Origin of the sequence: Microbulbifer thermotolerans, assembly GCF_900112305.1 — a bacterium.
Lineage (GTDB): Bacteria > Pseudomonadota > Gammaproteobacteria > Pseudomonadales > Cellvibrionaceae > Microbulbifer > Microbulbifer thermotolerans.
The window spans coordinates 58113-77888 of sequence record NZ_FOKT01000009.1; the positions used below are offsets into that span (position 1 = coordinate 58113).

At 53.7% G+C, this 19776-nt stretch carries 16 protein-coding genes; 3 read left to right on the top strand and 13 right to left on the bottom strand.

Translation table 11 applies throughout. The annotated features are described in order from the left end of the window. Window positions 1-53: 53 nt before the first annotated feature. Window positions 54-1001, top strand: a complete 948-nt coding sequence (locus tag BM155_RS14445) for a hypothetical protein (RefSeq protein WP_067156052.1) — start codon at window positions 54-56, stop codon at window positions 999-1001. 367 nt (window positions 1002-1368) lie between these two features. Here the strand turns inward: BM155_RS14445 and BM155_RS14450 are convergent, their stop codons facing one another. From BM155_RS14450 to BM155_RS14490, 9 genes are all read right to left on the bottom strand, one after another. Continuing rightward, entirely contained in the window at window positions 1369-1623 is a 255-nt protein-coding gene (locus BM155_RS14450) for a hypothetical protein (RefSeq protein WP_067156049.1), read from the bottom strand. 24 nt (window positions 1624-1647) lie between these two features. Then, window positions 1648-2403, bottom strand: a complete 756-nt coding sequence (locus BM155_RS14455; protein WP_074903893.1) for a gluzincin family metallopeptidase — start codon at window positions 2401-2403, stop codon at window positions 1648-1650. Between the two features lie 218 nt (window positions 2404-2621). Continuing rightward, a complete protein-coding gene (locus tag BM155_RS14460) occupies window positions 2622-5747 on the bottom strand; it encodes an efflux RND transporter permease subunit (RefSeq protein ID WP_074903895.1) in 3126 nt (1041 codons plus the stop codon). A 12-nt stretch (window positions 5748-5759) separates the two neighbouring features. Beyond that, window positions 5760-6935 carry an efflux RND transporter periplasmic adaptor subunit gene (locus tag BM155_RS14465; RefSeq protein ID WP_074903897.1) on the bottom strand — a complete coding sequence of 392 codons (1176 nt, stop codon included), beginning with the start codon at window positions 6933-6935 and terminating at the stop codon, window positions 5760-5762. Window positions 6936-7183: 248 nt separating this feature from the next. Further along, a complete protein-coding gene (pepN, locus tag BM155_RS14470) occupies window positions 7184-9865 on the bottom strand; it encodes an aminopeptidase N (protein ID WP_067156034.1) in 2682 nt (893 codons plus the stop codon). Window positions 9866-10363: 498 nt separating this feature from the next. Beyond that, window positions 10364-11392, bottom strand: a complete 1029-nt coding sequence (locus BM155_RS17155; protein ID WP_139223286.1) for a hypothetical protein — start codon at window positions 11390-11392, stop codon at window positions 10364-10366. Window positions 11393-11408: 16 nt separating this feature from the next. Beyond that, entirely contained in the window at window positions 11409-12683 is a 1275-nt protein-coding gene (locus BM155_RS14480; RefSeq protein WP_074903901.1) for a hypothetical protein, read from the bottom strand. A 381-nt stretch (window positions 12684-13064) separates the two neighbouring features. Next, window positions 13065-13628, bottom strand: coding sequence for a phosphoribosyltransferase (locus tag BM155_RS14485; protein WP_067156025.1), 564 nt, complete (start codon window positions 13626-13628; stop codon window positions 13065-13067). A gap of 10 nt (window positions 13629-13638) precedes the next feature. Then, the gene (locus BM155_RS14490; RefSeq protein ID WP_175487810.1) at window positions 13639-14985 is read right to left on the bottom strand and encodes an NCS2 family permease; all 1347 of its coding nucleotides are present in this window, start codon (window positions 14983-14985) and stop codon (window positions 13639-13641) included. A 403-nt stretch (window positions 14986-15388) separates the two neighbouring features. Between BM155_RS14490 and BM155_RS14495 the strand changes: the two genes are divergently transcribed. Both BM155_RS14495 and gst read left to right on the top strand, forming a co-directional pair. Continuing rightward, complete coding sequence (locus tag BM155_RS14495) at window positions 15389-15802, top strand: cupin domain-containing protein (RefSeq protein ID WP_197463000.1); 414 nt, start codon at window positions 15389-15391, stop codon at window positions 15800-15802. 33 nt (window positions 15803-15835) lie between these two features. Then, window positions 15836-16525 carry a glutathione transferase, Atu5508 family gene (gene gst, locus BM155_RS14500; RefSeq protein ID WP_067156019.1) on the top strand — a complete coding sequence of 230 codons (690 nt, stop codon included), beginning with the start codon at window positions 15836-15838 and terminating at the stop codon, window positions 16523-16525. A 100-nt stretch (window positions 16526-16625) separates the two neighbouring features. Here the strand turns inward: gst and BM155_RS14505 are convergent, their stop codons facing one another. The 4 genes from BM155_RS14505 to BM155_RS14515 form a co-directional block, all read right to left on the bottom strand. After that, entirely contained in the window at window positions 16626-17591 is a 966-nt protein-coding gene (locus BM155_RS14505; protein WP_074903903.1) for a linear amide C-N hydrolase, read from the bottom strand. Between the two features lie 308 nt (window positions 17592-17899). Further along, window positions 17900-18418: a DUF1993 family protein gene (locus tag BM155_RS14510; RefSeq protein ID WP_067156014.1), complete on the bottom strand. Its 519-nt coding sequence runs from the start codon at window positions 18416-18418 to the stop codon at window positions 17900-17902. Next, window positions 18405-18536, bottom strand: coding sequence for a hypothetical protein (locus BM155_RS17740; RefSeq protein WP_265965485.1), 132 nt, complete (start codon window positions 18534-18536; stop codon window positions 18405-18407). Before BM155_RS17740 ends, BM155_RS14510 begins: the two co-directional genes overlap by 14 nt. A gap of 17 nt (window positions 18537-18553) precedes the next feature. Further along, entirely contained in the window at window positions 18554-19696 is a 1143-nt protein-coding gene (locus BM155_RS14515) for an acyl-CoA dehydrogenase family protein (RefSeq protein ID WP_074903905.1), read from the bottom strand. Window positions 19697-19776 lie beyond the last annotated feature (80 nt).

The following is a 19776-nucleotide window of genomic DNA, read 5'->3' on the forward strand; positions in this document are numbered from 1 at the left end:
CAAAAGCCGGAGAGCTGGAGCTTCAGTTTTCCAGCCGTACTGTCAGTGAAGCCATGTCTGTCGACAGTATTCTTCACGACTGGAATGGAAGACTGTACTCCGGTGAGCTCGCCTGGAGCAGAAATCGCTTTGAACTCTCCTACCGGGACCAAGTCTGGTCGCTGGCCTATGTGCAGCGTTATGACTATCAACTGCACTTTAACGATGCTACGGCAGACTTGTATTACAGAGAAGAAAACGACCTGCCGCTACCCGGTGGCGCAGTGCGGGTTAAACTGGATGTATGGCATTTGTATGCGGATGGCGTAAAGTTCGCTTATCGGTGGGCCTGGGAAAACGGCTTATTAATAGAACCTGCCGTTACCCTATTACGGCCACTGGATTTTCAGGACGGCTCTCTGCGGGGCGAACTGCAGCCAGGCAGTGGCCTGCTTTCGGGAACTGCTGATTTGAATTACCGCTATACTGAAGACCGCTTGCTGGAACACAGATTTGAGCAGCCCAGTGGAACCGGAGCCACCCTAGACCTGACTTTGAGCTGGAAATCTGAAGTCAGGGAGTTGAAGCTGCAGCTTCAGGATCTCTATGGTCGAGTCGACTGGAAGGATGCGCCTTATACACTTGGATCAATCAATACAGTAGATCGGGGAAAACCTGCAAAGGTAGAGCTGGAGCCGGCGTTTTCCGGCGTCCGCGGAGAAGAAAATTACCGGCAAAAGATGCCCGTTTATGCCAGGGCATTCTTTACTGAGACCCGGGAAGGGTTCTGTTGGCTGGTGGATGTGGACTACCTATTCGGTGAATTTTGGCTGCGTCCGGGGTTACGGTGGGATGGATTGCCCGGCAACCCTTACGTCGGATATGAAGCGCGCGATGGTCAGTGGCTGCTGGGCCTTAGTGATGACAGTAGTGCTTGGTTTCTGCAGTTAGGCAGTGACAGAAGTAATCTGCATAAAGCACGCAGTCTGACAGTAGCAGCGGGATTTCAAGTTTTTCTGTAAAACAAATAACTTTGGACTGCCGTCTTTGGATAGAATAAAACCACTCTCATTTCTCTGTGGCTTTAAAGCCAGCTGGCTCGTGTACTTTGTAAAGCTTTGTTGTATGTAGCCACAGTTTTCCATAAAAAGGCCCGCTCAGAAGGGTAAGCGGGCCGTGAAAGCATGAGGAGCCAGGGATCGGGACCCGCACTCCTATCCTGGCACTGTTTAACCCGCGCAGCGCCGGGGGCGCCGTGTTTCAGACTTTGCGATTGCCGTTCAGCAGTGCCGCCATATTCGGTCAGCGATTGTTTTCGTAGCGACGGTTCTTAAGCGCCTTTTCCAACAGCGGATTCAGTTGTTTGCCACTGTTGAGAATTTCGCTTAGCTACTGCACGCCTTTCTCGCTGCGGTTGAGCGGGAAAAACCTTGCGTAGATGTCGATAAATTCCGGGGCGATGACGCTGAGTTGGGAATGGTCGGAATTGTCTTTCGCTAGTTTCCGGGTTATCGCTTGCTTGTAATCGCCGTACAGATGCTGGTTCTGTAGTGCGATCAGGCTCCAGCGCATATTCGGGTCACGGGATAGGTCGTCGATGGTCATTTCCCACTCCAGCAATTGTTTGGCATTGACCAGGCACATGCGCTGGGACTGATTTTTTTCACCTCAGGCCACAAAGGGACCTGCGCGCAGAGGAAAGATATAAGTGGAGAATTTCTTGCTGGCCGGGAAGTGCCAGTGCCTGCGCCCATCTGCCAGCGTCTCAACTTTTTCTTCGCGTGTGGCGGTTACTACCCGCCAGTCCGCCGGAGTTTTGACGTCCACGGTGTAACTGGCTTTCAGATCTGGTTGGTAGAACAGCGGCGCAAAGCGGTTGGCTTTGTAGGGTTCGAAATGGGTGTACAGGTAAACGGCGCCGTCCTGTGGGTCTTTAAAACGGTGCAGACCGGAGCCATCGGTGGAATAGGGATGTGTGTACTCGATGGCGATACTATTGGGCCCCGGCTTTAACTTGTCCGCGTCTATGGTGATGAAATAGCCGTTGTATTGAACGGGAATTGTCTGGCCGTTGATGCTGACTGACTGCACCTCACCACCGGTGAAGTCCACGGTAAGTGGTTGTTGCAGCGGCCGGGCGATTTCGGTTTCGGCGATCACACGGCCGGAGAAGTGGTTGGATTTATCGTCCAGGGTTACCGAAATTCGGTAGTCCACATTGGCAATTTGCGCTCTGCGCAGGGCTGCCTGTGCGGCGGTCAGACCTGGTGCCGCGCGGCGGGCAACACGAGGGTCCGGTTTTGCTTCCGCAGCGGGTGCGCGGTTGTGTTCAGAGGTCTGTGGAGCATTTGTCACCTTTTCGCCACAGCTGGCGATCAGTAATGTGCAAAATAAGGCGCTGGTGAATTGTTTTTTTGTCTTCATAGCATTCTCCGACTGCCGGCGAGGCAATATGTCAGTGCCCGTGGTGTTTTCTAGTTTGTGTTATATCACGACCTGGAGCGTGTGATGAGTTGCTCCTGCGCTTAATGCGGTTTCCCGGCGAAGCCGAGCGTAAAGTATGGTTATTTGCAAATGGTGTGCCGGCCACTGAATAGTGAGGCACAAAAAAAGGCCCCGAAGGGCCTTGCTACAAAGTGTGATTAGTCTGCGGTTGCCCTGCTTGGCGGCATTCTTCCACGCAGTAATCCCAACAGGTGGCCGCGGGTGCGACCAGTGAGCGAGACAATATCCACACCGATGGCGTAGAGTGCGGGTACTAACAGCAGTGTCACAAAGAAGGCCATGAAGACGCCAAATGCCAGGGCCACTACGATGGGTTGCAGGAAGGCCGCCTGGATACTGCGCTCCAACATCATTGGTATAAGCCCGATAATGGTGGTGGTGGTTGTGAGCAGAATTGGGCGGAAGCGCGCCACGCCGGCTTCCACAATGGCTTGCAGTGGTTGCATGCCTTTATCCCGCAGTCGATTGCAGCAATCCATTAATACCAGGTTGTCGTTCACCACTACTCCGGCTGCTGCGGCGATACCGAAGTAGCTGAAAATCGCCATGGTCATGTTCAATAGGCTGTGGCCGAAGATAGCGCCGACAATTGCAAAGGGGATGGCGATTAGGATAAGTATCGGTTGGAAGTAGCTGCGGAAGGCGACTGCCAACAGGCTGTACATGGCGAAAAAGGCCATAGTGTAGAGCCCGATCACTTCGCGGATAAAACGCTGTTCGCCTTCCGCCTGTCCCACGGCACCGCGGATAATACCTGGGTAGCGTTTTTCCCATTGAGGGAAAAAGTTCTCGTCCAGATCCTTCATGATGTCGCCGCGCACATCGGCTTTCAGGTCCGCCATGACCCGCGCCGCGCGGTTGCCATTCCAGCGCTGGATGCGTTTGATACCCGGCGCGTATTCCAGTTCGGCCACCGCCAGCAGGGGCACTTCACGGCCGTCACTGGTGCGCACGCGGAAGTCTTTGAGGCTTTCAATGGAACGGCGCGAGGCGAGGGGGTAGCGCACCATGACTTTTACATCCTGGCCGGCCCTTGGCAGCCGCTGTACTTCTTCGCCGAAATAGGCTTGGCGCACTTGGCGGTTTACTTCCGCGAGCGTCAATCCCAGTTTGGCGGCGCCGGGTTTGAGGGTAATTCGGATTTCTTCTGAGGCACCCTCCAGGTTATTGCGCACATCATAGAGGCTCTCGTATGTGCGTAGCTGTGCTTCCAGGTCGGCGGTGGCCGCCCGCAATAGGTTCAAGTCGGGGTGACGGATGGATAGTTCGAAGCCGGGGCTGTCGTCTCCGCGTGTATAGCGCACGGAAACTTCTTTGGCGTCCGGCACATCGCCCATCAATTCGCGCAGGCGAACCGCGGCTTCTTTGGCGGACATATCGCGCACTTCTGGCGGGGCCAGTTTGACGATGGCCAAAACGCTATCGCGGCGCGAACGGGTATACCAGTTTTCGATCAGCGCGCCTTCACCGCCGGTGCGTTGGTTTACCTCTTCTTCAAGTGCTTTTTCCGCATCCTGTAACTGTGCCAGTACTTCCAGGGCGCGGCTGTAGGGGGCGCCTTCGGGCATAACCACATTGACAATGATCTCGTCGGATTCGATTTCCGGCATAAAGCTCTTTTTCACCCAGCCACTACTGAACATGCCGAAACCAATCATCAATACCGCGATAAAAATGCTCAGTGTCAGATAGCGGCGCTCCACTGCCCAACTGCCGATGCGGCGGTAGTGGTGCTGCGCAAAATACACGATGCCGTCGGCGATGCGTTTTTGCATGCGTCCAAAGCGCCCCAGTTTTTTCCGTGGTTTCAGGTTGCTGAGGTGTGCCGGCAGTATCAACAGGGATTCAATCAGTGAGAACAGCAGGGCCAGTATCACCACCCAGGTGATATGGCGGGTGAACTCGCTGGTGGAGCCGGAGAGGAACAGCCATGGCAGGAAGGCGAAAATAGTGGTGACCACAGCGAAAATCACCGGCTTGGCCACCAGTTGCGTGCCCAGGACCGCGGCACTGAGTCCGCCACCGCTCTTATGGGACTCGGTGTGAATACTCTCGCCGACGACGATGGCGTCGTCCACCACAATACCCAGTACCAGCAGGAAGGCGAAGGTGGAGAGCATATTCAGGGATACGCCCACACTGGGTAGCAGTACGAAGGCGCCGGCATATGCAGTGGCGATGCCCATCGCCACCCAGAAAGCCACCTTGGGGCGCAGCGTGAACAGCAGTACCAGCAGTACCAGAATCAGACCCTGCACTGCGGAGTTGCCGATGGTATTTAGGCGTCCTTTGAAGTCTTCGGCGTTGTCGGTCCAGAGGGTGAGATTGGCACCGGCGGGCAGCGTCTTGCGGCGCTCGGCAATCCAATTGCGGATCGACTCCGAGGCTGTGACGATGTCCATGGTTTCGGTGGTCATCACCTGAATCAGTACCGCTGGTTCGCCGTTGAGAGTAGCGAGTATCTCGTTGTCCTCGAAGCCATCGACTACGGTGGCCACATCGCCCACGCGGATGGTGCCGCCGTCCGCAGTTTGACGCACGATAATGTCCGCAAATTCCTGCTCGGTGTCCGCCTGGTTGCGTACTTTGAGTTGATAACTGCCCACTTCTGTGCGCACTGTGCCGGCGGATTGATTGAGGGAATTGGCTCGAATGGCGTCGGCCACGTCTTGAAAACTGAGGCCGTAGCGGCGCATAGCCGATTCGCTGACTTCAATGGATACCTCTTCCGGGCGGATACCGAAGAGTTCCACCACAGAAATGGCCGGCAGACTCGCGGCTTCACGCCGCAGTTGTTCCGCCAGGCGTTTAAGTTTGCGCTCCCCCAAATCGCCGTGTACCGCCACGCGGATAAATTCGTTGCGGTTGACCCACTGTTGCACCCGAGGGGGTTCTATATCCCGCGGCAGAGAGGAAATACTGTCCACACGGATCTTCACGTCGTTCATAAAGCGGGAAAAATCGACGCTCTGCTCTGCGAGGATATACACCTCGCCGACCCCTTCCGCCGACATGGAGCGGACCCATTCGATATTGTCCAGATCGCTGACTGCCTCCTCGATACGGGAGACTATCTGTTCTTCCACTTCCTGGGGGGCGGCGCCGGGCCAGGAAACCACTATTTGCAGACCGGGAAAGCGCACCTGGGGGTCCATTTCCCGCTCCATGGCAGCAAAGCCAAAGAGGCCGGCCACAAAAATCCCCACCATGGCGAGGTTGGCGGCAACGCTGTTGCGGGCCCACCATTCGATTAGTCTGTTCATCGGTGCGCTCCGCTATTTCCGGGCCAATTGGGCAATGGGTTGAACTTCCATACCGTCCACAGCATTGGCAATGGCTGAGGTCACTACCCGCTCACCGTCTGTCAGTCCGGAGGCGATCACCACTCGGTCTTTAGAGGTGGACAGCACTTCCACGGTGCGGATATTCAGGCGATTGCTTTCGTCCACTACATAAACCTTGTCGGCGCTGCGCAGCGCTTCTCTCGGTAGCACCAGGGCGGGGCGCTCACGTACACCCTGCGCCTCGGCGGAAACAAAGAGCCCCACCGCCAGGGGTACACCGTTGCTGGCGCCAGCTCCATAAGGATCGGCAACCTCGGCCACGGCGTAGATCAGTCGGGTTTGCTGATCCACAGCGGCCTGGGTGCGCACTATGCGCCCCTGCCACTGGTGCGCATCCCGCCCCACCTGGGCCGACAGAGTCACCGGTGGGCCGGGGTTTCTCTCTGTGGCTACAAAGCCCATAGGCAGATCCAACTCTTGCAGTTGAGCATCGGTGAGGGGCAAGCGCACCTCGACGCGGTCGGTGGCAAAAACCCGGCCCAGGACTGTACCGGCGGTGACATACTGGCCCACGCCTATATCTCTGCGAATAACGCGACCGCGGAAAGGGAGTTTGATTTGTGTGCGCGCCAGGTTCAGCTGCGCGTCCGCGAGTTCTGCTTTGGCGGAGCGCAGCTGGGCCTCTGCCTCAGCTACCTGGGGCTGATTAACTTGTAGTGGTGTGGGTTCGCGCCCGGGGTTGGCCGTCTCCCACTGCTGGCGTTTAATGGCAGCGGTTGCCCGCGCCTGCAACAGCACCACTTCGGCGGCGGCAACGCCAGCCTCGGCGCGGGCCAGGGCCAGGCGGTAATCGGCGTCGTCCAATTGGACCAGAGTTTCGCCGGGAGTAAACCCGGCGCCTTCGGCGAAGTTTTCAGAGATAGCGATAATACGCCCGGATACCTGTGGTGTAAGATCGATCTCAGTGTGTGGTCGCACCTCCCCCTGGGTGGCTACTGTTAGGCGCACGGCCTGTTCCCGCGCTTCGTCGTAGACCAGCGATATCGGGCGAGGGCTCTCCTCTTTCTTTTCCGGTGCCGGCTTGGCGGCACTCATCAGTTGTACCACCCCATACCCCAATGCCAGCACCAGGATGGGGGCGGTGGCTTTAAAATATTTTTTCTTCATCTTTCTATGCTTTGTGGAATGCGACTCTCGCCAGGGCGGTCCACTGGCGCCTATTGAGATTTATAAAATCACGAAGCCCGGGAATTGCTCATGGTCCGGTAGCTAGACAGAGCGAATTCAGCGGTGAATCTCCAAATTGACGACGTGGGGATAGAGATTAGATGCAGGTGGATAAAAAAAAGGCCCCGCGGGGCCTTGGGAGTATGGTGTGACCACCCCGGTGGAGCTGGGGTGGTCACTGGGCTGGTTTAGCCTTCGTGGCCGTTGCTCAGCATCGCAGCCATATTCAGGCAGCGCTGATTCTCATAGCGGCGGTTCTTCAGTGCTTTTTCCAACAGCGGATTCAGTTGCTTGCCGCTGTGCAAAATTTCACTCAGTTGCTGCACCCCTTTCTCGCTGCAATTCAGCGGGAAGAGTCTTGCGTAGGTGCCGACGAATTCCGGGGCGTCGCTGCGGTTCACTTCGTCCAAGGCGGCGACGATACGCTCCACATTGGCTTCGAAGAATTCGCTCTGCTCGGAGGGGAACAGGGAATAGGCCGCGTATTTCAGCTGGCTCAGCTTGAAGTTATCGCGGTGTTGCAGGATGTTCTCCAGCCACTTGGTTTTGCTCTCTGCCTGAGGCCGCACGGCTTCTGCAGCGATGGCGTTGAGCTGGGAGCGGTCGGAGTTATCTTTGGCCAGTTCCCGGGTTATTGCTTGCTCGTAATCACCGTACAGGTACTGGTTCTGCAGTGTAATCAGGCTCCAGCGCATATCCGGGTCCAGGGGCAGACCTTCGATGGTCATTTCTCCCTGCAGCAATTGCTTGGCATGGGCCAGGGCCGCATCGGTGTGTGCCACTGCGGTGAAGGTGGAGAACCAAGTCTTCTGCGCGTCGCTGCCGGGGGCCGCCTGCTGGAGTTGCGTCCAGGCAAAATTTTCGATCGCCAGCTGCAGTTCATCCCGTTTGGCGTTGTCGATAGCGACCTGGTTCAGGTAGCTGTAGGCGCGGCCCAAATGGCTGGAAACCAGGCGCACTACATTGATATCGCGCTCGCTGCCAGCGTTGGAAAGAGCAAAGCTGATGTACTCATCCAGTGGCAGTTTGGCATCGTAGACACTGTCGTAAAGGCTTTGCCACAGCATCAGACGGGTAAAGGGCTTCTCGATATCGTTGATGTGCTTGGACATATTCTCAACGGATACCGGGTCCAGATTGACCTTGGCGAAGGCCCAATCCCCCTCGTTGGGGTAAACAATCTGCGGGCAGGGTAGGCCGACGGCGTCGGTCACTTGGGTTTTCTCACCCTTATACAGCACCGGGATTGCCTTGTTCAGCACCATGCTGCCGTTTTTCATATTGTAGAAACCGATCTGCGTGCGTTGCTCGCGTAGTGTCGGATATTCTTCCGGCGCAGACTGGGTCAGAGTCAGGCTGGTGACCTTGTTGTTCTCACACTGGAAACTGGCTTGAATGGTGTTAAGACCCGCCTGGTAGAGCCACTGCTGTTGCCACTGGTCCAGGTTCTTGCCGGCAGCTTTGCCCAGGTGCCCCATAAAATCACTCAGGGTGGAGTTTTGGTAGGACAAGTCCTTCAGATAATTACTTACCCCTTTGCGGAACTCTTCCTTACCCAGATAGTAGGGCAGCTGCTTGAGAATGGAGCCGCCCTTACCGTAGGTGATGCCATCGAAGTTGGCGAAGGCTTCATCGGTATTTTTTACCGGCAGCTGGATGGCGTGAGTGGTGGGCAGCTGGTCGGAATGGTAGGCCCATTGCTTGGTACCCAGATAAAAGTTTTCCCAGGCGTTGTCGAATTCACTGTTCTCCGCCAGGGAGAGGTTGGCCATATAAGTGGCGAAACTCTCGTTCAGCCACAGATCGTCCCACCAGTTCATGGTTACCAGATCGCCGAACCACATATGGGCCATTTCGTGGGCGATCACGTTGGCCAGGCGCATGCGCTGGGCCTGAGTTTTTTTACCCCGGGAGACATATGTCTCGTTAAAGGTAACCGCGGCCACATTTTCCATGGCGCCGGCATTAAAGTCCGGCACGATCACTTGGTCGTACTTTTTGAACGGATAGTCAATTTCAAAATAAGGCTGGAAGAAGGCGAAGGACTGCTTGGTAAAGGTGAACCAGTCTTCCGGCTTCACATATTGCGCCAGTGTCTTGCGGGCCATCAGGCGCAGGGGGATGCCATCGGCGTCATCTTCCCACACATGGAAGGGGCCGGCGTGCAGGGAGAAAATATAGGAGGAGAATTTGGCTGATTGCGGGAAGTGCCAGTGGTTCACCGCGCCGTCCTTCTCGATTTTGTTCTCGCGCACAGAGCTGACGACGATCCAATCCTGCGGCGCGGTCACATTCAGCGTGTAGTGGGCCTTCAGGTTCGGCTGGTCGAAGTGGGGAAAGAGTCGGTTGGCATCGTAGGGTTCGAAGTCGGTGTACATATAGACGTTGCCGTCTTCCGGATCTTCGAAGCGGTGCAGGCCGGAGCCATCAGTGGAATAGGGGTGTTGATAGTTCACCGCAATGGCGTGCTCGCCGCCTTGCAGGTGCTCAGGCTGAATGGTGATGAAGTGGCCATTGTATTTAAATGGTACCTCTGCACCATCCACGCTCACGGATTCCACACTGCCACCGGCAAAATCGATCGTCAGCGGTTGCTTCAGCGCACCGTTAAACTTGGTATTGGCGACGACTAGCCCGGAAAACTGCTTGCCGTTCTTGTCGAGGGTGACTGACAGCTCATAGTCCACCGCGGCAATTTGCTGCTTGCGAAGCTTGGCGTAGGCCTCGGATAATCCCGGCGCATCGGCACGGCTAATGGCCACCGCCGCGGCAGACGACTCGGTGACTGGCTGGTTACTGGACTCCTGACTACAGGCCGTAAGAATGGCGCTGCAAAGCAGCGCCGCGGCGAATTTTCCGGTTTTGATCATGCTTACCCCGCAGGATTGCTAGCTAAAAGATTCGGCGTTAGCCGGGATGAGTTGTGGAAAAATCAATCGTCCCTTATACCACGATGGAAGGGCAGTAGTGGGCGCTTTATCGCACCTGGAAGTCAGGTTATCGAGAACTAGTTGACACTGCTGAAATATAAGGAAAGAAAAAAATTTTTAACTGCTTGTCTTTGCTTGTATGGATACGGATGTTGTTTGTGCTGACGGTATGCGAGACGAAAATTTTCACCGGCCGATGTACTTCTACCATATCGAGCGTAAGTGGGCCCTGATTAATGCACATGAGCGCTGCAGTTGGTTTCGAGGCACTCGGACAATGGGGTGAACATTACGAAAACACACGAGTTTTTCCATAACCCGCCGGATAACTCCCTGTATCTGACGATTTCTAAATATTCATCCCATCATCTGAGTTTCTCATCTGGCCTCGAAGCTTCTTTGCTGACAGGCGGTTAATTAGTGGATGCTTACTAATCTCTAGGTCGGCTGTTGTGCCAGCTTTAACAGCTCGCCTGGGGGATAGCTGTTTGGCAGCGGACGGGGTTTGATTCGCTCTTCAATAAAGGCCGCTACATCCTCGGGGTTTGCGCGGTGGTCGTCGTCCCTGCTTTTACCCGGTTCCTCATATCCGCGTCCGCTCCACATATAGAGCACATGCTTGGCCTCTTCCACCTGCTCAGGTGTACAGGTCAATATGGGTTTATCACTGGCGCCCGGCTGGGCCTGGACCTGGGCGCGGCGTGCCGCGGCCTTCGGGTTCAGATCCAGAGTCAGGGAGTCCATAATTTTGTGCATTAGTGCTAGGAAGTTATCTCTTGGTACGCGTTGTTCGATTCTGTAGGGATTGCCTGCATTTCTTGCCGAGCGAGATATGACAAAACTACAGCTCAAATAGTAGTTGTCATCGATGGCAGTGTGCCATGTGACTGTCTCACTATCACTAATTAGAGGCTGATCTTCAAAATAGAGCCAGTCTCGTTTGTTTTTGGCCAACCATTGACTGTTTATTGGCCCCAAATAAGTGGGCCATCGGTAAGGAGTAAAATCTAAAGGATCATCGGAATGTCCTCTATGTAAATCATTTAATTTGACAAATTCAAACGTACGATATGCCTCCTTTGCCAGTACTCGATTATCGAAAAGGCTCTCATTGATTGGCAAATCTTCCACTTTGACAATATCTATGAGGAAAATTATATGACCGCAGTAGCCTTGTAATATAGGGAGGCCGCGGAATTCCCATATATTGGAATAGGCTCGAGCTACATGGTGAGACGCAAATGTGCGTTTTTCTCCTGTCTTGTCACAAGTTTCTAATGTTTCGAATAAATTAGAATCGTAGATATCCAGGAAGTCAGATTCTTTTTCCCAATTTTTTAAGCTAGAGAATGGATCTTTGGTCTTTGGAGCGACAAAAAGTAATTTTGTCTCCGATAAATTTTTTTCAATAATTCTGCCCATTTTAATTTTAGGGCCTTTGGGTTTTTTTTCTGTTCCAATCAACACAAGTTTGTCCTATTCTTCAAGAACTGACTTTTTTAATTAGCTGTTTAAGTGGTTCAGTCGAGCTCTTGTGGTAACCCTCATTTAAACTTGGCACACTTGCTAAAATTGTTGATCCCAAGGCTTTAACCAAGGCAGAGGCAAATGCAGCGCTTAGTCCATATGTCGACGCTAATGTAATAGCAATACTTCCAGTTGATACAGCTTTTTTATACGATTCTTTTCCTTTCGCAATTATATCGATAATTTTTTCTATTCGTTGATCGCTTGGTGTATGGTGGATTAGTTCATTTATTGAGCATTTTAATTCTGCACTTCCAAATGCTTTTCCGGCTATTAATTGAGCAGCGCCAGGTGTAGCATTGTGCCACTTGGCATCACTAGTATTCATCTCTACTGCGCGACGTGCAATATCTGCATCAAAATGGCTAGAAGTATGATCACTCAAAAAGATCTTTTGTCTCCCTCCAAGTTTGACTTGACGTTGTGCAAGTAGCTTCATAGCCTGAGTCAGAACTTTAGAGCCACCGCGATGACTTGTCCATTCTACATAGAGGCCTTGTTCGTGAGCCTCTTTCATATGATGGGCAAGTATCCGGGCTGCCTCTAAATTATTGGGAGAAATCGAGCGTCCTAGGTCACGTATGAAGCTCCAGCCCGCTTTGATATTGGAACCACTTTGAGGTACGTAGAACAAATGATAACCAGTATCTTTAAGCTCGGTTAGAGTAGAATTATTTCCTCGAGAGATATGTATTGGCAGCATATTGGCCGCGTGCTCCAACTTATCGCAGTGTCCATTGATTCCTACTTTTATTGGCTTATCCGCATTGCCAGGAATTTTAGAGCTGGGGGCCAATACCGACTCAGGCTGTTCTTTGGTCCGCCAATCCCCAGCTTTAGTAGCATTGACTTGCCAAAGAGCTGCCCGCCGCTCGTCTTTGGCCCTATCATTGGTAAGGCGGATATCAACAATCACTACGTCGGTTTGCGGGCCCCCGTAATAACTGCCTGTTTCGTATTCAATCTCAAACCCTGAGAAGACAATGCAATGGCGATTGGGTTTGCCGTTTTTTATAAAGGAATTTACTGGCGCGGTACATCCCCGCAAGCTTTCAACAGCTTTAGTAATTGACTGGGCGTAATAGCCTTCACTGCTTGGAATTTCACTTATTTTTTTAAACCCATCAAGCAGCTGGCGGTGCTGTGCGGTGACAAGTAGTGTTCGCCCGGTTCCGGTTTGCCCGTATGGTTTTAGGCCGGAATATGTGATGGCTGCAGGTGCATTATTCATTGACTACTCCTTATCAAAACCCATAACACAGGTGCTGTGAATTAATGGTCACTGTACAAGGCCTTTATTTAAAGGGCCGGGAATTTATATAGGCATCCGTTAATCAAATAAAATCGACTTTTTAGTCAAATAGGTATGCCTATGTAAGTGAAAATTTCTTTAAATTTCAAGCAGTGAAAAAATCGGGTCAGAATACATTTTTGTATCGCAGTAAGGCCGTAGAAAAATGATGTTCTGTGCAACAATCATATTCCCCGAATATCGACTTCTGGATGGTTTTGGTGAGGTTGCGTTAATGAGGAGACTTAAAGTGGAGGCGGGGCTAGTGGGTGAGTGTTGTTATTCGGGGGCAATCTGAATTGCCCCCAGCGTGGCAGGAGGTCAGACCGCGGTCGCAATTCGGTCCAGATAGGGTTCAAGCTCGGGCTTGTGTTCGAGGATTTCTTCGCGCGACAGGCCGTCGATCTCGTGCGGAAATACCAGCCACTTATCCGTTATGTGGATGAAATAATCCGGTTCGCGATCGGTTTTGTTGTTGGCGGGTTTATAGTAGGGCGTCGCCACACGGATCTCCGGTGTGTTTTTTTTGCAGGCCGCGCGCAGATCCTTGATTGTTTGGTCGATACTGAGGCCGGAGTCGTGCACGTCATCGACGATCAGTAGACTGTCGTGGGATTCCAGGCGTTTAATCAGATATGTCAGGCCGTGTACGCGCACGTGTTTGTCGCGTTCACCGATACCCGTGTATGAGGAGGTGCGAATCGCGATATGGTCGGCGTCAACGCCCATTACATGTAGTAATTCCTGCACCGCGATACCCACCGGTGCGCCGCCCCGCCAGACACCGACGATATAGTTGGGGCGGAAACCGCTTTGAAAAACTTTCTCTGCAAGCGCATAGGAGTCGGTTAGAAGCTGCTGTGCACTGATAAAGTGTTTTTTCACGAATGTACCTCTAGAAGAAAACAAACTTGGCGGCGAACATGGCGGCCAGCAGATACACGCTGACGCTGACATCCCGGCGGCGCCCGCTCAGTGTTTTGATTACTGCATACGAGATAAAGCCGAGCGCAATGCCGTTGGCGATGGAAAAGGAAAGCGGCATCATAACCGCCGCGATTACTGCCGGAGCGGCTTCGGTAATGTCATCCCAGTCGATGGATGAAAGCCCGGAAGTCATCAGCACTGCCACATAGAGCAATGCGCCGGCAGTGGCGCAGGCGGGAATCATACTCACCAGTGGCGAGAAGAACAGCGCCAGCAGGAAGAGTCCGGCGCATGTTACTGCGGTCAAGCCGGTGCGGCCACCGGCGGCGACACCCGCCGTACTCTCCACGTAGGTAGTGGTGGTCGAGGACCCCAGTAGAGAACCGAGCGCGGATGCCGAGCTGTCGGCCATCAGCGCTTTGCCCATACCGGACAGCTTGCCGTTTTTGTCCAGCAGTTTCGCGCGGTCCGCGGTGCTGAGCAGGGTACCGGCGGTGTCGAACAGGTCCACGAACAGAAAGGCGAAGATCACGCTGACCATACCCACTTCATAAGCGCCGGCAATATCCAGCTGCAGAAGTGTGGGGGCCAGGTTCGGCGGCGCGGAGACGAGACCGCTGTACGACACTTTGCCCATCAGCAGCGCGATTGCGGTGACGGCGAGAATGCCGATCATCACCGCGCCCAGCACCTGTCGGAAAGCCAGTGCCGCGATTAGGAAAAAGCCCGATGCGGCGAGGACCGCGTCGCTGGATGTGAGGTCGCCGAGGGTTACCAGTGTGGCCGGACTGGCGGTCACAATTCCCGCACTCTTCAGCGCTATGATCGCAAGGAACAGGCCCACGCCCGCGCCCAGCGCCTGGCGCAGTGATAGGGGAATACTGTCGATAATCCACTCGCGCACGCGGAAAATACTGAGCAGTAAAAACAGCATTCCGGAGATAAACACCGCCCCCAGGGCAATCTGCCAGCTGTAACCCATTTCTCCGACGACCACATAGCTGAAAAAGGCATTCAGCCCCATTCCCGGCGCCAATGCGAAAGGGTAATTGGCGTAGAGCCCCATAATCAGACAACCGGCAGCCGCCGACAGACAGGTTGCCGTGAACACTGCGCCCTTATCCATGCCCGCGGCGGCCATCACGTTCGGGTTGACGAAGATGATGTAGGCCATGGCCAGGAAGGTGGTTACTCCGGCGATCAATTCCCGGCGTACAGTGGTATCGCGCTGCGAAAGCTTAAACAGTCGCTCCAACAGTGGAGGGTACCGAACTTCTACGGCGGTGGCGGTAGTGGAAGGCGAGTTTTCGGTCATGAGGGCCCCGTACAGGCAGCGAGTAAATGAGTTGTCAGCGGTTAAAAAATGAGCGCGAATGTACCGGATTGGCCGATGGTTTTCCACTGTTGCACTGGCGGTGGCCGCCCGTTGTGAAATTTTGATGCGCCAAGGGATGTAATTTTGAAAAAAATGGCTCTTGCGCCGTGACGGGCTGGGGAGGCGAAGCCGCATGTCTATGATTCGAAAGAGCGCACTTTGACCCGTGGGTGCTGTTATCCGGATGTGGAGTCCCGGAAGCTATAGTTGCTTTTTGTAGCGGTTGGATGCCCCGGTATTCAGCTTTTTCCGGCCGACCGATGCTCGATTGAATTCGCGGAATAGATGGGAGGTTAATGTGAGGCTTTGCAACTGGTTCCTGCTTCCTCTGGTCGCGATGACTGTGTCAACAAGTCCGAGTGCGGAGGAAATCAAAGGTAAAGAAGGCTATCTCGTCAATATCGAAGAGCGGACCGTATCGAACTCCAACTTTCGGGAAGTACTGTTCACAGGCCCCCGCAGCCAGCTTGTGGTGATGTCCCTGAAGCCGGGCGAGGAAATAGGGGAAGAAGTCCACGATCACATCGACCAGTTCATTCGTTTTGAGGCGGGCGAAGCGAAATTGATTCTCAATGGCAGGGAGCACAGCATCAAGGCCGACGACGCAGTGGTGATACCGGCGGGTGTGCGGCACAACATAATCAATACTTCCGCGAGCCGGGATTTGAAACTCTACACTATTTACAGTCCGCCGGAACACAAGGATGGAACCATTCACAAGACCAGGGCGGAGGGGATGGCAGACCATCACGAATAATCAGCGACAAAGGCTGCAATCGGGAGGCAGAAAATGTTGGACTATAAGCTGTATTATTGGGATCTGCCCTTTCGGGGTAACTTTATTCAGCTCTTCCTTGAGGAAGTGGGAGCCAGGTACGAAAGGTGTGAAGCTGGTGACTTATATCCTAAGCAGCGCTTAACAATCAGAAATCCCGGCATGGCCCCGCCCTACCTGTACGAGTGTAAAAGTAAAACCTATTACGCCCAAATGCCGGCGATACTAATGCACTTGGCCAGGGAGTACGACTATCTGCCTCAAAAGGCGGAAACGCATACCTTGGCCCTTAAAAGCATTCTCGACTGTAACGATGTGCTGATGGAAATTACCAATTTCTACGGCATGACAATGTGGGATAGGGAAAGTTGGAAACAGTTCCGCAGCTCCCGACTGGCGGATTGGATGCAGATCTTCGAAAAAACCGGATCGAAGCACGGCCTAAAAGGTGACAGCGGTTTTCTGCTCGGAGATACCATTTCTGTGGCGGATATTGCCGTCACCGCACTTTTTGGCACGCTGACACACGCCTTCCCCACATTGGGCCGCGACCTGCGGACGCATGCTCCACAGGTCGCCGGCCTCTGCCAGCGTGTGGAGTCGCGCAAGTCGATAAAGGCTTTTCTAGACAAGCAGAGAAGTACACTGGGAAATACTTATTGCGGAGGGCAGATAGAGGCGTCGCTAAGACAGATGATGGATTAGATAGCCTGGCTAGATAATACCTGAATAGACCGACTGTCAATAGCAGTACACCTCTTCAGCAATCTAGATGTTCCGTAGCTCCCTGTGCAAGGGTCGGCTGTCAAGCAGATAGAAATTGAAATGGTTCCGCTGCGACAAACCTACCGCTGACATCACCAACTAAATTGTCTTGAGAGAGATCAAGTTTTTGACACTGATGTAAGTTAACCCTGTCCAGGTGAATCCAGACGATATCCGGGCTAAATGAAGATTCAAACGCGTATATCCGTCGCTGAAGGTCGATGAGTGTCCGCCATATTGTCATTGAAATATTGGGTCGCGCCGGATCAGCGGTACCAAAAGGCTGGGCGGCATTGCGCATAACGCTCAGCAGTGCGGCATAGGCGATTTTTGGTGAATCTACCGGAGGCAATTTGGACAGGTAATAGCTTGCCCGTACGAAGCGGTCGGCGGCATCTGTGGTTCCCGGTAGTGGGAGTTGGCCGCCGAAACCTTGATATTGGGAGAGATGTTTTAGCTGTTCGTCGAATGGGGGCGAATTGGTCATTACAGTGTATTGCCGACCGTGGTGGATATGGGCTTTTCCGTCAATGTATTCGATCACTGCGGAATTTCCCGAAGCATCACTGAGGGCCAGGTGTACAGTGGACCAACGGCCGGATACGGGGTCATTTTGTGGGCAGATCTGAATCTGGTTCGCATGAGAGAAATTTACACATTCTTCTACACTGGAAAATTGATCGAGGTAAAACTGCGCCCACATAGATACTGACAGGCCGGGCATAGCGGGGTCTCGGGTTCCGTAGTCAGACTCGGCCAGCCAAAGAAGGTGTGCAGCCAAACCATTTGCATTGATGCCATCCACAGTGGCGAGATCATAGGCGGTGGCGACCAGGCTGGCATACTTCGACTTCCACTTTAACGGATTCTTATCGTTGTCGATTCCCTTCCGTTCGATGCCTGCAGGGATGACCCAGAGATTGGTATTGAGGCTCTGTGCCCAATCCATATTACGTCCCGCGATGACACCTTGGCCGCTGTTTAGCCATAGCGCTCTAGTACACATAGGCTCTGCTCGTAAGTTAGTAGTATGTTGAATTCCGGTGAGCTTGTACTGATGAAGTCACACTTAATATTAGGGGATATCCGATTTATTCGCTTCCTGGTGGTAAAGAAACTTTGCGCTATATGAGCCATGATGCTAATGGGGTCGAAGATGCGCCCACCGGAAATAAAGGCGGGCGTTGTGAAGAAAGACTCGCGCGATTTCTTAATGTCCGCTCCATTGCCTGAGGTTCTGTAATCAGCTATCGCGAGGAATTCAGAGAGTGTGAAATATTCCGCGCCCGATCGTGAGTATGGAAGTAAGCCTGTTTAGGTTTCTTTCATCGTGACATAGGGGCTTAGATGGAATGTAAAATCCGCCCTGCCAATGGGTGCACCGAGCTTGCGCAGAATCGCGTAGGCCACGGTGATGTGAAAGTACAGATTGGGAATTAGGAAGTCGTTTACATACCGGTGGGCCGGTAATTCACAGTAAGTGTCAGGCCCCAGATTGATGCACTTGATATCGTCGAGGCGGCTATCGTCCGCGGTAATACTGGCAACAAGATCGCAGGTTTGTGTAATCAGTGCGCGGGCTTTATCCGGCGAGTCCACATCGGTATTGAGATTTTCTATGGGATCGCCCGCGCACCACTGGGCAAAGCCGCGGGGTTGGTTGCAGGCAAGTGCGATCTGGGCACCGAATGGGAACATATCCTCCGCGAGGCGCTCGTGCATAATCGCCCTCATGTCGGAAAAATGCGCCTCTCCTACGGAAAGAATGTGCTCGAGCACTTTGATCCTGGAGGTGAAGATGCGTTTGACTTCACAGATCTCACTGCCGGCCATTACGGTGTATCTCCTTGTCGTTGAACCCCAAGCGCTCAGATAGCGGGTTGGGGTGCTCATCTGGGCGTGAAAAGCCTTTGCCGTCAGGTGGCGGATTCACCAGAACTTTTCGGGCCATCAATGCCTGCTCTCGGTTTACTGTAAAAGTTCCCGTGAAATGATTAATTTCATGATCTCGTTGGTTCCAGCGTAAATGCGTTGCACGCGCGCGTCTGCCCAGGCGCGGGCAATGGGATATTCCCACATGTAGCCGTAGCCGCCGTGCAATTGCACACACTCGTCCAGCAGCTTGCACTGAAAGTCGGTGGCGAGCAGTTTGGCCTTGGCTGCGGTGGCGACGTCGAGCTTATGCGCATAGTGTAGTTCCAGGCAGCGGTCGACAAAGACGCGCATCGCTGCAAGTTCAGCGGCGAGCTCCGCCAGTTTAAACTGGGTGTTCTGGAAGGCGGAGACGGGCTTACCGAAGGCCTTGCGTTCGCGCACATAGTCGACGGTCCACGAGAGGGCGGCTTCGGCGTTGGCGGTCGCACCGATGGCGACGCTGAGGCGCTCTTGGGGCAGTTCTTGCATCAGGTAGATAAAGCCCTGCCCCTCGGCGCCCAGCAGGTTTTCCGCCGGCACTTTGACATCGTCAAAAAATAATTCGGAAGTGTCTTGGGCCTTCATGCCAACTTTTTCCAGGTTGGTGCCCTTTTTGAATCCCGGACTGTCCGCCTCCACCAGCAACAGGCTGACACCGGAGGCGCCTTCGCCCGGATTGGTTTTGGCAACCACTATCACCAAGTTGGCGTGCTGGCCGTTGGTGATAAAGGTTTTGGAGCCGTTCAGTACATAATGGTCGCCGTTTTTGATTGCGGTGGTGCGCACGCCCTGCAAATCGGAGCCGGCACCCGGTTCGGTCATTGCGATGGCGGTAACCATGTCGCCGCTGATGCATTGGGGCAGATATTTGCGCTTCTGTGCCTCACTGCCGTAGTTGATAATGTAGGGAACGGCGATAGCGGAATGCAGGCCCCAACCGATGCCGGTGAGATTGAAGCGGGATATTTCTTCATCGATAACGGCGTTGTAACCAAAATCCAGGTTCAGGCCACCATACTCTTCCGGTACCTGTGGGCAAAGGAAGCCCATTTCTCCGGCTTTTTTCCACAGGCCCCGATCCAGCTGACCGTCCTTTTCCCACTGGGCGTGGAAGGGTAGGGCTTCTTTCTCCAGAAATTTACGTACCGTATCGCGGAACTGTTCGTGCTCTTCGTTGAAGACCGTTCTGGGAATCATGGTTGCTCTCCTGTGTTTTTATTGGACGATATCGAGGTGCTTGCTAGTGCCCCGTGGTGAGCGGACACTGCAATCCGATG

Bases quoted from the DNA above. Each gene is read 5' to 3' on its own strand.
- BM155_RS14445 (WP_067156052.1), top strand. From the start codon at position 54: ATGTCTGTCGACAGTATTCTTCACGACTGGAATGGAAGACTGTACTCC.
- BM155_RS14450 (WP_067156049.1), bottom strand. From the start codon at position 1,623: ATGTGCCTGGTCAATGCCAAACAATTGCTGGAGTGGGAAATGACCATC.
- BM155_RS14455 (WP_074903893.1), bottom strand. From the start codon at position 2,403: ATGAAGACAAAAAAACAATTCACCAGCGCCTTATTTTGCACATTACTG.
- BM155_RS14460 (WP_074903895.1), bottom strand. From the start codon at position 5,747: ATGAACAGACTAATCGAATGGTGGGCCCGCAACAGCGTTGCCGCCAAC.
- BM155_RS14465 (WP_074903897.1), bottom strand. From the start codon at position 6,935: ATGAAGAAAAAATATTTTAAAGCCACCGCCCCCATCCTGGTGCTGGCA.
- pepN (WP_067156034.1), bottom strand. From the start codon at position 9,865: ATGATCAAAACCGGAAAATTCGCCGCGGCGCTGCTTTGCAGCGCCATT.
- BM155_RS14480 (WP_074903901.1), bottom strand. From the start codon at position 12,683: ATGAATAATGCACCTGCAGCCATCACATATTCCGGCCTAAAACCATAC.
- BM155_RS14490 (WP_175487810.1), bottom strand. From the start codon at position 14,985: ATGACCGAAAACTCGCCTTCCACTACCGCCACCGCCGTAGAAGTTCGG.
- gst (WP_067156019.1), top strand. From the start codon at position 15,836: ATGTTGGACTATAAGCTGTATTATTGGGATCTGCCCTTTCGGGGTAAC.
- BM155_RS14505 (WP_074903903.1), bottom strand. From the start codon at position 17,591: ATGTGTACTAGAGCGCTATGGCTAAACAGCGGCCAAGGTGTCATCGCG.
- BM155_RS14510 (WP_067156014.1), bottom strand. From the start codon at position 18,418: ATGGCCGGCAGTGAGATCTGTGAAGTCAAACGCATCTTCACCTCCAGG.
- BM155_RS17740 (WP_265965485.1), bottom strand. From the start codon at position 18,536: ATGGCCCGAAAAGTTCTGGTGAATCCGCCACCTGACGGCAAAGGCTTT.
- BM155_RS14515 (WP_074903905.1), bottom strand. From the start codon at position 19,696: ATGATTCCCAGAACGGTCTTCAACGAAGAGCACGAACAGTTCCGCGAT.